Consider the following 13,122-nt stretch of genomic DNA (forward strand, 5'->3'; position numbering starts at 1 on the left):
CGAGGGGACATTTTAGCATTGCAGTTAACGGGGACATTTTCCCTTTGCTAACACACTGCCGCCTTTTTTTCTTGCAATCGTTTTCTCTCAATCGTAGACTAAAAGATTAAGGTAGAAGAACGTGCCGTGTGCCCCCTCACCCTGCCCTCTCCCCGAGGGGGAGAGGATTTCAAAGTTACGGTTACCAATCTTTCCCCTGGGGCAGAGGATTGAGGTGAGGCCAGCAAGAATATCCTTCCTCAGTCTTCCTCTCCCCATCGGGGAGAGGGCAGGGTGAGGGGGAGCTCGACGGAGAAAGAGTCTGGAAGATGGTGATAGACTTAAGAAACACGATTGAGGCGAATCTTGATGCCCTTCGTGGGCGCGTAGATGAGTGTCTCGTTAAGGCGGGAAGGGCAGGGGAAGATGTTACGGTTGTTGCGGTATCAAAAACCGTTTCCCTCGACGCGATACTCCTCGCAGTTGAATTGGGCGTGACAGACGTTGGTGAAAACAAGGTTCAAGAGGCTCTTGAGAAAATTCCGGCGGGAACGCGCAGGAGCAACATGCCGAGGTGGCATATGGTCGGGCACCTCCAGACGAACAAGGTGAAACCTGCGGTCCAGCTCTTCGACGTGGTGCAGTCCGTAGATTCGAATCGAATCGCGAAGGAGCTTTCCAAGAGGGCTAAGGAAGAAGGGAAGAACATCGACGTTCTGGTTGAAGTGAATACTTCCGGAGAGACCACGAAGTTCGGCGTTTTTGCCGAGGCTGCCGAGAAGCTGATTGAAGAAATCTCAGACCTTGATTCGATATCTGTAAAGGGACTGATGACAGTGGGGCCGTTGGGCGAGGATGAAGAAGCGAGAGCATCTTTCAGAACCCTGAGAAGACTCTTCGAGAAAATCGGGAAGAAGGGAATAGGCGGTGTTCAGATGAAGTATCTTTCGATGGGGATGACCGATGATTTCGAAAGCGCTCTCGAAGAGGGTTCAAACATGATAAGAATAGGAAGGGCGATATTCGGGCCCAGAACGTCATGACTGCCTGTCCTTTGACCTGCCGTGTCCGCCGGAAGATGTGCGGCTGCCTCCGGCGAGAAATGGTTCTCCTTAAGATGGCCGGTTGATTCCTGACGCGCCCTCGGAGGCGGCGTCTGCGGGGAGGAATGAATGTTTATCTTTGGGAATATCCTTTGGGGAATAACAAGAGTTCTCGACACGATCCTCAGCATATACATCTGGATTGTCATAATTGCCGCTCTGATTACCTGGGTGAATCCGGATCCGTACAATGTTATTGTGAGAGCGTTGAGACAACTGACAGAGCCTTTGTTCAGGGCAATAAGAAGGAGAATTCCGATCGGCGGCGGCATTGACTTCTCGCCGGTGGTGGCGGTTCTCCTCATATATCTTACGAAGTGGATTGTAGTGAGAACGCTCTATGATCTGGCTGCTCGTCTGCGTTGAGAAAGGATTCAATACCACACTGGAGGTGTCAACTACATGGCAAGCGAACTTCTTACAAGAATAAACGAAGCGAGGGACTTTATCCGCAAGATGGTTTCTCTCAAGCCCACCATTGGAATCATTCTCGGCACAGGATTGGGGGAACTTGCGGCGAAGATAGAGTCGGCAATCTCGATTCCGTACTCTGAGATACCGCATTTTTCCGTTACCTCGGTTGAGAGTCATGTGGGCGAGCTTGTTTTCGGGAAGGTGTCGGGAAAGCCTGTCGTAGTCATGAACGGCCGGGTCCACTGCTACGAAGGCTACACGATGAGAGAAGTGACTTTCCCGGTCAGAGTGATGAAGGCGCTGGGCGCCGGCACTCTGGTCATTTCAAATGCCGTCGGCGGACTCAATCCCCAGTTCGAGCCGGGGGACATAGTGATCGCCATAGACCACATAAACCTCATGGGTGACAATCCCCTGATTGGCGAAAACGATGACGAGCTCGGTGTCAGATTCCCGGATATGTCCGAGCCCTACACTAGAGCCCTTGTCAAGCTGGCTGAGGAAGTTGCCCTTGAAGAGAAAATCAAGGTTCACAAAGGGGTTTTTGTGGCAGTGATCGGTCCTAATCTTGAGACGGCAGCCGAGTACAGGTTTTTGAGGTGGATCGGAGCCGATGTTGTGGGAATGTCATTGATTCCGGAAGACATCGTCGCAGTCCACGGAGGAATGAACGTTCTGGCGCTCTCCATTGTGACTGACATGGGACTACCGGACAGTCTGAAGCCTGCAGACATAAGCAAGATACTCAAAGTCGCAGCCGAGGCGCAGCCGAAACTTACCAGGCTTGTGATGAGAATACTGGAGAAGATGTGAGGCGTAATTGGGGGATGAACGATAGAGAATGAGATTTCAAGAGATAGCGAAATCGCTTACACCTGGAAAGCAGGACGAGATCATAGGGTTCTGGAAAGAGAAAAAGATCTTCGAGAAGTGTCTTGAAACAAGAAAGAACTCTCCCAGATTCGTTTTCTACGAGGGGCCTCCGACTGCGAACGGTCTTCCCGGCGTCCACCACGTGATGGCGAGGACTGTGAAAGACATAGTCTGCCGCTACAAGACGATGACAGGGCACTATGTACTGAGGAAAGCAGGCTGGGATACGCACGGCCTCCCCGTGGAGATCGAAGTTGAGCAGGAGCTGAACCTGAACGGGAAGGACGAGATAGAGAAGTACGGAATTGCCAGGTTCAATGCGAAGTGCAAGGAGAGCGTTTTCAGATATGAAAAGGAGTGGAAGAGACTCACCGAGAGAATCGGGTTCTGGCTCGACCTTGAGTCTCCCTACATAACCTGCACAAACGAATACATTGAGACGGTCTGGTGGATCCTAAAGAAGTTCTGGGATGCCGGGCTCATCAAGAAGGGCTACAAGATACTTCCATACTGCCCGAGATGCGGGACTCCCCTCTCCAGTCATGAAGTGTCCCAGGGATACAGGGAGGTCTCTGACCCGTCGGTCTATGTGAAGTTTCCGCTTGGAGGAGGAAGCAGGGAGTTTCTTCTTGCATGGACGACAACGCCCTGGACGCTCATCTCGAACGTGGCGCTGGCAGTGCATCCCTCTCTGATGTACGTCAGAGCCGGCCGCGGCGGTGAGAGTCTGATTCTTGCCAAGGACAGGCTTTCTGTTCTCGGTGATGATTGGAAAGTTGAAGCAGAGTTCTCCGGAGAAAAACTTGTCAAGGATCATCCGGCCTACGAACCGATTTTTCATTTCTTCAAAGGCACTCAGGGCGGCTTCAGGACTGTGACCGCTGATTTTGTGTCCGCAGAAGAGGGAACGGGGATCGTTCATATCGCGCCTGCATTCGGAGAGGATGATTTCAATCTCGGCAATGAAAAGGGGCTTCCTCTTCTTCAGCCGGTCGATGGGAGCGGGAAGTTCACTCCCCCTGTCAGTCAGTGGGCCGGAATTTTCGTCAAGGACGCTGACCCCGGAATACTTGAGGATCTTTCATCGAGGAATCTGGTCTTTCGGAAAGAAGCTGTGCTTCATTCGTATCCATACTGCTGGAGATGCGAGACTCCGCTCATCTACTATGCGAGAAGCTCCTGGAACGTAAGGACGACTTCGTACAGGGACAAGATGGTCGAAGCCAATAGCGCGGTCCAGTGGCGCCCCAGAGAAGTAGGCGAGCACAGATTTGCAAACTGGATTGCAGGAAACGTGGACTGGGCGTTGAGCCGTGACAGGTACTGGGGAACGCCATTGAATATCTGGATTTGTGACTCGTGCAGCAAAGAAACTTCGGTCGGGAGCATCGCAGAGCTTTCAAAGATGGCTGTTTCCATGCCTGAAAAGCTAGACCTCCACAGGCCTTATGTCGATGAGATAGAGCTTAACTGTCCATCATGCAGCGGGAAAATGAAAAGAACTGCTGAGGTGATAGATTGCTGGTTTGACTCGGGGAGCATGCCTTACGGGCAGTGGCATTATCCTTTCGAGAATCAGGATATGTTTGAAGAGAACTTCCCTGCCGATTTCATAGCGGAGGGAATGGATCAGTCGAGAGGCTGGTTCTACAGTCTTCTCGCGATATCGACCTTCGTCTCGGGGAAAGCTTGTTTCAAGAACGTGATTCCGGTCGAGATGATCCTGGACTCGAGCGGACAGCGGATGAGCAAATCCAAGGGAACGGCAGTCGATCCTGATGAGATTCTGGACAGCGACGGCGCAGATTCCCTGAGGTGGTACCTTGTCTCATCATCCCCGCTCTGGGTGCCTACCAGATTCGAAAGAGAAGGGGTGAAGGAAGTATCAAGAAAGCTATTCGCGACCCTGAGGAATGTGAGCCAGTTCTTTGTTCTATATGCGAATATTGACGGATACTGGCCCGGGACATGGCCTGTTGGCAAGAATGCGTTGACCTTGAGCGACAGGTGGATTCTGTCCAGGATGAACAGCCTCATCAAGAAAGTGGCGCGAGACCTTGACGACTATGAATTGACCAGAGCCGCGAGAAACATTCAAGACTTCGTGGTGGATGAACTCAGCAACTGGTACGTGAGGCGAAACAGGAGGAGATTCTGGAAGCCGGGAAGCGGTGAAGACAAATCCGCCGCATATTTCACGCTTCACGAAGTTCTTTCGCGGCTCGTGCGGTTGATGGCTCCAATCGCTCCTTTCATCAGCGAGGAAATCTTCCAGTCAATTCTCGCCCCCGTCCTGGGCTCCGGCAATGAGAGCGTGCATCTCTGCGATTTTCCCGAATGTGACGAAGGGATGATTGACAAGGAGCTTGAAGAGAAGATGGCGGTCATACTCAAGATAGTGACGCTTTCAAGAGCGGCCAGGAACAGGGCGGGGTTGAAAACGAGACAGCCCCTCTCTTCAATCTGTGTAGCCGGGGTGGATACGGTGGACGGCGCAATCAAATTGCTTTCCGACCACATCAAGGAAGAGATAAATGTAAAGGAAGTGAAGTATTCGAAAGACAGGGCAGAGATAGTCACTACGCGGCTGAAAGCCGATTTCTCAAAGCTCGGCCCGCGCCTGGGAAAGGATGTCGGGCTTGTCGAGGGAAAGCTTGGCAGCCTGTCTCCTGAGGAAATAGGAAAGCTTAAGGCGGGGGAACCGGTGGAGATAGCTTTTCCTCAAAAAAGAATACAACTAATGAAAGATGATGTCGAAATAATTGAGGAAGGAAAAGAAGATAGTATTGTTGAAGTTGACGGTGATACGGTTGTTTCTCTTGACCTCAGGGTCACTGATGAGCTAATAGCTGAGGGAATTGCCAGAGAGCTTGTGCACAGGATACAGTCCCTGAGAAAGAATGCCGGCCTTGAGGTGACTGACAGGATTCGGCTCTCCATCTCGTGTCCCGGGAAGACGAGGAAAGCCATCGGCTTGTTCGGCGAATACATAAAGGGCGAGGTGCTTGCAGACGAGCTCAAATGTGAGGAAACGGCCAGAGGAACCGTTCGGGAAAGTTGGAAGATTGAGGATGAATGTGTGGAAGTTGGTTTGGCGGAGGCTTCGTAAGAGGACATTCAGGAAGGAAACCTGACATGAACAAGAAAGACCAGAAGCATTTCGAGAAGAGGCTTCTTGAGGAAAGAGAGAAGCTTCAGAAAGAGCTGGCCCGTCTCGAAAAAGACGTTTTTTCGACTACCCAGAGGGAATCGTCCGGCGATCTCTCTGCCTACAGTTTCCATATGGCCGACCTCGGGACGGACGCGATGGAAAGAGAGAAGGCCTTCCTTTTCGCTTCTTCCGAGGGGAGACTGCTCTATCACGTCGATGAGGCGCTCAGACGCCTCTATCGAAACGAATACGGCAAGTGCGAGACCTGCGGCGGATCTATCGGCAAGGACAGGCTCGAAGTCGTCCCGTACGCCAGATTGTGCATAAAATGTAAAGAAAAAGAGGAGAAGGATGCGGGTGGAAAGTGAAGAAATGGAATAGCGGGAAACTCCTCCTGACGGCCGCTGTGGCTCTCATCATTGATATGGCTTCAAAGTGGTTTGTAGCTCACATGATGTTCCCGAATGAATCCAGACCTCTCATCGGCGACTTTGTCAGAATAACGCTTGTCAGGAATACCGGCTCGGCATTTGGTTTTTTTTCAGGGCAGAGAACTACACTCATCGTGATCTCTGTTGTGGCCATTCTGCTTCTTGGCTACCTGATCGTTCGCTCGCGCGAGCGTTCATACCTGAGCATGATTTCGCTGGGGCTTGTCCTCGGCGGCGCGCTCGGCAATCTTGTCGATAGAGTCAGGGTGGGCAGAGTCATCGATTTCCTTGATGTCGGTTTCGGCAGACACAGATGGCCCGTATTTAATTTTGCGGATGCGTGTGTCACGGTCGGAGTGGCGATTCTTGCGGTGAGCCTGTACACCGGAGGTGAAAAGGCGGCTGGAAAACGTTCTGAAAAAGAAAGTCTCTCCTGAACTTGAAGGTCTAAGGCTTGATGTTTTCCTTCACAAGGCATTCCCCCTTCACTCACGTGCTTATCTTCAGAAACTCATAAGAGAAGAACGAGTCACTGCAGGCGGAAGGCCTCGAAAGCAGAGCTACAGTGTGGGGAGGGACGAGGAAATAGAAGTGCATTTGCCCGAGCCCGCGCCTCTCGGCATCGAGCCGGAACCTTTGCCTCTCGATATCAGGTACGAAGATGCCGAGCTTGCCGTGGTCAATAAACCGGCAGGGATGGTCGTCCATCCGGGAGCCGGTGTGAGCTCCGGCACCCTCGTGCACGCTCTCCTCTTCCACCTGAAGGATTTGTCAGGAATCGGTGGAATCATGAGGCCGGGGATTGTCCACAGACTTGACAAGGGGACTTCGGGCATTCTGGTTGTTGCAAAGACCGACCTGAGTCACAGAAATCTCTCGAGCCAGCTGAAAGACAGAAAGTTCGAGAAAGAGTACCTGGCAATTGTCTGGGGCAGTTTCCGTCAGAAGACGGGGAAGATCGCGACATCAATCGGGAGGCACAAGAAAGACAGAGTCAAGATGGCGGTTGTGAAGGAAGGCGGACGGGAGGCAATAACCTTCTTCAAGGTCCTGAGGGAATCCCGGTTCCTCACTCTCGTGTCACTCAAGCCGGTCACCGGCAGGACACACCAGCTCAGAGTTCATCTTTCGCACATCGGGCATCCTATTTTCGGTGATGACCGCTACGGAGGAAGAAGGAGATCTTCTAGCGGGCTGAAGCAGGAGGACAAGAGGATTCTTGAAGAGCTTCTTGGCATAATGGAAAGACCGGCTCTCCACGCAAGGAAGGTCGCTTTTTCACATCCTTCGAGCGGCAAGAGGCTCTGCTTTTTCGCCAAGCTTCCTCCTGATTTCAGAGCAGTTATGAGGAGGCTCAAGATTGCATAGGAAAGCGCGGCTGGAGGCAAGACGGGGAAGCCGGAAGCCGGTCAGGCAGACATTGAGGACAGATTGAGCGAAAAACGCGACAAAAGAGGAGAATCATGGAGGATTCTTGGCGTTGATTTTGGGCAACGGAGGATTGGCCTTGCCGTAAGTGACCCGCTTCGGATGACTGCCCAGGGACTTCCGACCGTCAACGTGACGAATGAAACTGAAGCTCTCTCCGCTGTGGTAAAGATTGCCCGGGAGTACGATGTCTCGGAGATCGTTATTGGACTTCCGCTCAGGCTCGATGGAACCCAGGGGGAGGGGGCGTTGCAGGTCCTTTCTCTTGCGGATTCGCTCAGAGAATCCCTGAGTATTCGCGTTGTAGTCTGGGATGAGAGACTCTCCTCAGTGGAGGCCAGGAGGATTTTGATAGAGGCAGGTGAGAAGACAGGGACGAAGAAGGGAAGGGTTGACAGGATTGCGGCGACGATTCTCCTGCAGAGTTATCTTGACAGAAAAGGGATGAGTAGGGAGGATAAGTAGGAGCTGTCTGTCAGGCAGGAGGCGCCGGTGCCCGGCGTGGGCAGTCCAACCTCTTTCTAGTGTGCCGTCCCAGAAACAACTTTACGAAATGCAGGGTGTTTCATAAGGCACACTGCCAGGGGGTATGAGGGGGTCGTGGCCGACCCCCTCAGGGGTGACAGCGTAGGGATGCGACGAAGAGGAGCATCCTGAAGCGTCAGAGGGGCGAGAAGCCCCTATGAAAGTGCTGGGGCACCGCATGATAAGTTCGCGAATTTATGTGACACAGCACTAGGGGATCCCGAAGTACCGTGTGGAAACTTAGACAAGTCATTCTTGCCCTTCTACTTGCCGCCATTGGTGTGGCCGTAACCACCTTTCTTTCATCATCTTACCTGGATAGGGGCATGACGCAGACAAGGACCATAGCCATCTCCAGAGGCATGACAATTGACGAAATTGGCGCACTCCTCAAAAAAGAAGGGCTTGTAAGAAGTGAGCTCGCATTCAAGGCCCTTTCAAGAATCCTTGGGGTGGAAAAAGAGATCAAGGCTGGTTTCTACACAATTCCTGTGGGCAGCTCGGTTTTCGGGATAATCCATTCACTTGAGAGAGGAATGGCCGGAGAGGATCTTGTCACGATACCTGAAGGATTGAGGGCGGACGAGATTGCGGACATCCTTTCAGAGAGGATAGGTCTGGATAATGGTGAGTTCATGGCTCTGGTGAGAAGCCCTTCATTCGCCAGGAGCGTAGGGGTCCCGGCCAGTTGCCTGGAGGGATACCTTTTTCCCGATACTTACAGCTTTTTCCCCGCAATGAGCGCCGAAGAAGCGGCAAGAGCCATGGTCGGCCGGTTTTTCCACATTTTTGAGAGAGAGTTCGCGAGGAAAACCGAGAGCAGCGGCTTCACAATGCATGAAGTAGTGACGCTTGGTTCAATAGTCGAGGCCGAGGCCAAGCTGTCGGAAGAAAGGCCAAAGATTGCATCTGTTTTCCTTGAGAGACTGAAGAAGAATTGGAAGTTGCAGGCTGACCCCACAGTGACGTATGCGTTGGATGTAAAGAGGAACAGGGTTTACTACTCGGACCTTGCAGTCGACTCTCCATTTAATACGTACATTCATACTGGCCTTCCGCCCGGGCCGATCTGCAGCCCCGGCCGGGCGTCTCTGCGAGCCGTTCTCTATCCGTCCAAAGGTTCACGCGACATGTACTTCGTCGCAAGGGGCGATGGCTCTCATATTTTCAGCAGCTCTCTTGAGGAACACCTCTCAGCCATAAGAGCAGTCAAGGGAAGCGGGCATCCAGACAGCACGTTCTCCTTGCCAGATACGAGCATGAGCTCGACCCCGATTGGAAAGAAGCACCATTAATGGGAAATGCTTGCCCCTCACCCTGCCCTCTCCCCGAGGGGGAGAGGATTAAGGTGAGGGGGAGCCCGGAGGAAAAAGTGGCTGTGACACATGAAGGCTTGACCACTTCGGAGAAACTGGTTCTTCTGAAGAAAGAGGTTGAGAAAATGGGGTCGGCTCTTGTCGCCTACTCGGGCGGAGTTGACTCAACGTTTCTTCTTAAGATATCCAAAGACGTTCTTGGCGACCGGGTTCTTGCCGGCATAGGGAAGTCGGACACCTACACGAGGGATGAGTTCGAGGACGCGATCAACACGGCAGCCAGGCTTGGCGCACGATATGTTGTCGTCGAAACCGAAGAACTCGCTTCGGCGGCTTTCAGGGAGAACGGCAAGGACAGATGCTATCTGTGCAAGAGCGAACTCTTTTCAAGACTCAAGGAAATTGCTGAGAGGGAAAGACTCTCCTCTGTCCTGGACGGCACTAACGTTGATGACTTGAGCGACATAAGGCCCGGGTTAAGAGCCGGGAGAGAACTTGGAGTCAGGAGCCCGCTTGCCGAGGCGGGTCTCGGAAAGGACGAGATAAGGAAGCTCTCTTTTCAATACGGGCTTGAGACCTGGAACAAACCCCAGATGGCGTGCCTCGCGTCAAGATTTCCCCACGGAACAGAAATCACTGCAGCAAGACTCAAACAGGTCGAAGAGTGTGAGAAGTTCATAAGAAAGCTTGGAATCAAGGAACTCAGGGTGAGATATCACGGTGAGATCGCCAGGGTGGAAGTGGGAAAAGAGGAAATCCCCCGTTTCCTGGATCCCGGCCTGAGAAGCGCCATTATCTTGAAGCTAAAGGAACACGGGTTTCGCTTTGTCACCCTCGACCTTGAAGGTTACAGAACCGGAAGTATGAACGAGAAGCAGGATGACTAGCTCACGCCTTCTCTACCTCGACAACGCGAGCACATCGTGGCCCAAGCCGGAGTGCATGATGGACGCGATGAACAAATTCACGGCGGAGATAGGTGCATCATCTGGAAGAGGTGCGCACAGACTGGCGGTGGAATCAAGCAGGCAAGTTTATCTTGCGCGCAAAAGAGCTGCCTCTCTTCTTGGAGTCAAGGACGAGTCGCGCATCGTTTTTACGCTGAATGCGACCGAGGCGCTGAATCTTGCGATCAAGGGTGTGCTCCGCGATGGCGATCACGTCGTCGCGACCGGCATGCAGCACAACTCGGTCGTGAGGCCGCTAAGGAGGCTCACAACAGAGAAAAATGTGACGGTCACATATGTTCCTTTCGAGCGCGATGGGAGCTTCTCTCTTGCCAAGCTGAGAAACGAGATTAGACCCAACACGAGAGCGATCATTGCAATTCACGTGTCAAACGCTTTCGGGATTGTTGCTCCGCTCAGTGGGCTGGCAGAGCTTGCGAAGCAGCGTTCGCTCCCTCTTCTGGTGGACGGTGCACAGGGTCTCGGCAACCTTTCATTCGATCTCGGTTCGCTTGGTGTTGACCTGTATGCTTTTTGCGGGCACAAGGCTATACTCGGGCCCCACGGGACAGGCGGCCTCTACATCAGGGAAGGATTGGAGCTTTCTCCCCTTGTTGAGGGGAGCACTGGCAGTGAGTCTGAATCTGATATGCAGCCTGCCTATCTGCCTGACAGGTTCGAGAGCGGAACGCAGAACTGCCTGGGACTGGCAGGTCTGGCCGCGAGCGCTGATTTCATACTCTCCATCGGACTTGAAAAGTTCGTTCGGGCCAAAATGCGAGTGACAACACACCTCGTGGAGAAAATGAAGGCGATTCCAGGGATTGAGCTCTATTTCACCGGCGATCTGGAGAACAGAACACCCATCCTGGCTTTCAACGTCAAAGGTCACGACTCCAGTGAAACAGCCGAAATGCTTGATAAAAGGTTTGGAATTCTTGTGAGGGCCGGACTTCACTGTGCTCCCATGGCTCACAAAGAAGCTGGAACTCTGGAGAGGGGAATCGTACGAGCGAGCATCGGTCCCTTTGTCAAGGAATCTGATATAGATTATTTTGTCGAGTGCGTGGATAGCATTTCGTCGAAGAATTGAAATTGACAACAAAGTCTCCAGGCAACATCTTTACGGTGGAGGAAAATAGTCCTGAATAGGGGAGGGAAGATGGCAAAGACAGTCTCGCAGAGGGAACACAGGAGAAGGCAGGAAGAAAAGGTGAGGAGGAAGGACAAGATCAAGGAGGCGCGGGCCCGGGCGAAGCCCGAGATTTCCTTCACAAAGAAGAATTACCTGGTGATGGGGTTGGGAATCCTATCAATCGTTCTGGGATATGTCTTTCTGGCAAGAGGTTCAATAACGCTGGCTCCTTTTCTTCTCGTTCTAGGCTATGTAGTGATTATCCCGATAGGTCTCATCCTGAAGTGATATCTGCTCCTTTTCGGATGGGCGAATAGCTCAGCGGTTAGAGCACTTGCCTTACACGCAAGGGGCCACAGGTTCAAATCCTGTTTCGCCCACATATCTCTGAAACCCTTACGCGAACGTGCTTGCCCGGGCTCAAAGATTGCCGTAATTCCATCTGAGACATGGAGTAACGACTTTGACCTTCCGGACGGGAAAAACCGTTCCCCGGCCAGCCCGCAGTCAGAAGGCGGGTATGCCAACGGCAGGGATGTCCATGGGAGCCGACTGGACCGGACTGATGGGCTGTCCTCCTCCAAAGGTCAGGCTCTCTGAGCTTTCGAAGGGGAATCTCCGAGTTTTTAGCTTGACAGGGTCAAAAAGAGTGTGATATACTATTTGTGTTGTAAGAGGATAACTGGGCAATAGTTCATCCTTGACAGAAGCTTTCTCGCAGTGGTATAATGTAGCTACAAATTGTCGAAGGAAAGGCTTTAATTTTTTGCTACAGCGAAAGGAGGTGTTCAGCTGGGTTACACAGTGTAGTTTGTTCCTCCCCTGTTTGTCGGGTCATCTTAGTGATTTCTTCTAGTAGGAGGTGTGGAAATGCTGAAAGTGTTGAGCTTGAGTGGCCTACTGCTTTTCGCCTGGGTGGTCATAGCAATGGCTGCAGTTCCTGATCCAAGCAAGTGTACTGTTCCTCCGCGTGCTCCTGCATGTCTCCTGGGAGATATTGCTTACACAGTCACAGTGAGAGATGCGAGCAACAACCCGATTCAGGGCGCGGTTGTGGTCGCGGACTTGACGTCGGCATTGCTGTCATCTGGCCCGAATCTGTCTCCGGCGACCGTATGCCTCTATCTGTGCTCAGGGCAGACACTGACTCCTTCTGCAGTGACGAATGCAAGCGGACAGGCTGCGTTCTATCTGAAGACGGGTGACTGCTGTCCCGGGAACTATCCAGTGTGGGTTGGTTCTGTGAATCTGGGCAGCATCCTCATTCTTAACTCGATTGATGTGAATGGTGATGGCGCGCTTAGCGGCGCAGACGTAACCGCATTCGCGGGTTACTATTTTGCCAACAACGGCTGCGCTGATGTCAATGGTGATGGCGCAATCAGCGGTGCTGATGCTACGCAGTTTGCGACCCATTATTTCGGGAATCACCTCTGTCCATAGGTTTTGAGCACTAGGACCTAAGTTTGTCCGAAAGGGGGGATGTAGCAAGACAAAAAGTTGTTCGTGTCCTGAAGGACTGAAGGATTTGGGGAAGTTAGGTTAATGGACAACATTGTCCTTTGTTAGGAGGGCTAGTCATGAAGAGGTTGGCGATACTTCTTGCAATCGCAGCGATTGCCGCTTATGCATCTGGTGCATCTGCGTTTCTTAATGACGATGGGAAGATTGTGATGAGCTTGAGGGGAATCGACGCGAAGGGTAGATGCGAAGACCCAACGAAGCCGACGCCGCTTTACTGTTCGCAGCTTGTTCTCCAAGGGAACATCAATACCCCTTACCATTGTCAGATTCTTGTAGCTGATTTCAACAATCTGACG

At 52.3% G+C, this 13,122-nt stretch carries 14 protein-coding genes and 1 tRNA gene; all 15 read left to right on the forward strand.

Annotated elements, in window-relative coordinates:
- The first annotated feature begins 308 nt into the window (after window positions 1–308).
- On the forward strand, window positions 309–1,022 hold the full coding sequence (locus QME66_10730; protein MDI6809440.1) for a YggS family pyridoxal phosphate-dependent enzyme: 714 nt from the start codon (window positions 309–311) through the stop codon (window positions 1,020–1,022).
- Between the two features lie 129 nt (window positions 1,023–1,151).
- On the forward strand, window positions 1,152–1,448 hold the full coding sequence (locus QME66_10735) for a YggT family protein (GenBank protein ID MDI6809441.1): 297 nt from the start codon (window positions 1,152–1,154) through the stop codon (window positions 1,446–1,448).
- Window positions 1,449–1,484: 36 nt separating this feature from the next.
- Complete coding sequence (locus tag QME66_10740; GenBank protein ID MDI6809442.1) at window positions 1,485–2,309, forward strand: purine-nucleoside phosphorylase; 825 nt, start codon at window positions 1,485–1,487, stop codon at window positions 2,307–2,309.
- A 28-nt stretch (window positions 2,310–2,337) separates the two neighbouring features.
- Complete coding sequence (ileS, locus tag QME66_10745) at window positions 2,338–5,478, forward strand: isoleucine--tRNA ligase (GenBank protein ID MDI6809443.1); 3,141 nt, start codon at window positions 2,338–2,340, stop codon at window positions 5,476–5,478.
- Window positions 5,479–5,504: 26 nt separating this feature from the next.
- Entirely contained in the window at window positions 5,505–5,888 is a 384-nt protein-coding gene (locus QME66_10750; GenBank protein ID MDI6809444.1) for a TraR/DksA family transcriptional regulator, read from the forward strand.
- A complete protein-coding gene (lspA, locus tag QME66_10755) occupies window positions 5,885–6,388 on the forward strand; it encodes a signal peptidase II (GenBank protein ID MDI6809445.1) in 504 nt (167 codons plus the stop codon). The genes QME66_10750 and lspA overlap by 4 nt, the downstream gene beginning before the upstream one ends.
- On the forward strand, window positions 6,342–7,319 hold the full coding sequence (locus QME66_10760; protein MDI6809446.1) for an RluA family pseudouridine synthase: 978 nt from the start codon (window positions 6,342–6,344) through the stop codon (window positions 7,317–7,319). The genes lspA and QME66_10760 overlap by 47 nt, the downstream gene beginning before the upstream one ends.
- A gap of 63 nt (window positions 7,320–7,382) precedes the next feature.
- Entirely contained in the window at window positions 7,383–7,844 is a 462-nt protein-coding gene (ruvX, locus tag QME66_10765) for a Holliday junction resolvase RuvX (protein MDI6809447.1), read from the forward strand.
- A 290-nt stretch (window positions 7,845–8,134) separates the two neighbouring features.
- Window positions 8,135–9,199 carry an endolytic transglycosylase MltG gene (gene mltG, locus QME66_10770; GenBank protein MDI6809448.1) on the forward strand — a complete coding sequence of 355 codons (1,065 nt, stop codon included), beginning with the start codon at window positions 8,135–8,137 and terminating at the stop codon, window positions 9,197–9,199.
- A gap of 77 nt (window positions 9,200–9,276) precedes the next feature.
- Complete coding sequence (gene larE / locus QME66_10775) at window positions 9,277–10,107, forward strand: ATP-dependent sacrificial sulfur transferase LarE (GenBank protein ID MDI6809449.1); 831 nt, start codon at window positions 9,277–9,279, stop codon at window positions 10,105–10,107.
- Window positions 10,100–11,260 carry an aminotransferase class V-fold PLP-dependent enzyme gene (locus tag QME66_10780; protein ID MDI6809450.1) on the forward strand — a complete coding sequence of 387 codons (1,161 nt, stop codon included), beginning with the start codon at window positions 10,100–10,102 and terminating at the stop codon, window positions 11,258–11,260. Before larE ends, QME66_10780 begins: the two co-directional genes overlap by 8 nt.
- Before the next feature lie 69 nt (window positions 11,261–11,329).
- Window positions 11,330–11,590, forward strand: coding sequence for a hypothetical protein (locus QME66_10785; protein MDI6809451.1), 261 nt, complete (start codon window positions 11,330–11,332; stop codon window positions 11,588–11,590).
- A gap of 19 nt (window positions 11,591–11,609) precedes the next feature.
- Window positions 11,610–11,682 (forward strand) — tRNA-Val (locus tag QME66_10790).
- A 490-nt stretch (window positions 11,683–12,172) separates the two neighbouring features.
- A complete protein-coding gene (locus tag QME66_10795; protein MDI6809452.1) occupies window positions 12,173–12,745 on the forward strand; it encodes a hypothetical protein in 573 nt (190 codons plus the stop codon).
- Between the two features lie 137 nt (window positions 12,746–12,882).
- The coding region (locus QME66_10800) for a hypothetical protein (protein ID MDI6809453.1) at window positions 12,883–13,122 on the forward strand (240 nt) is incomplete at its 3' end.

This window comes from Candidatus Eisenbacteria bacterium, assembly GCA_030017955.1.
Classification (GTDB): Bacteria; Eisenbacteria; RBG-16-71-46; order JASEGR01; family JASEGR01; genus JASEGR01.

What these genes read in the sequence shown, in the direction of transcription:
- QME66_10750 (MDI6809444.1), top strand. Translation starts at nt 5,505, where the DNA reads ATGAACAAGAAAGACCAGAAGCATTTCGAGAAGAGGCTTCTTGAGGAA.
- QME66_10795 (MDI6809452.1), top strand. Translation starts at nt 12,173, where the DNA reads ATGCTGAAAGTGTTGAGCTTGAGTGGCCTACTGCTTTTCGCCTGGGTG.
- QME66_10780 (MDI6809450.1), top strand. Translation starts at nt 10,100, where the DNA reads ATGACTAGCTCACGCCTTCTCTACCTCGACAACGCGAGCACATCGTGG.
- ileS (MDI6809443.1), top strand. Translation starts at nt 2,338, where the DNA reads ATGAGATTTCAAGAGATAGCGAAATCGCTTACACCTGGAAAGCAGGAC.
- QME66_10785 (MDI6809451.1), top strand. Translation starts at nt 11,330, where the DNA reads ATGGCAAAGACAGTCTCGCAGAGGGAACACAGGAGAAGGCAGGAAGAA.
- QME66_10735 (MDI6809441.1), top strand. Translation starts at nt 1,152, where the DNA reads ATGTTTATCTTTGGGAATATCCTTTGGGGAATAACAAGAGTTCTCGAC.
- QME66_10740 (MDI6809442.1), top strand. Translation starts at nt 1,485, where the DNA reads ATGGCAAGCGAACTTCTTACAAGAATAAACGAAGCGAGGGACTTTATC.
- QME66_10730 (MDI6809440.1), top strand. Translation starts at nt 309, where the DNA reads ATGGTGATAGACTTAAGAAACACGATTGAGGCGAATCTTGATGCCCTT.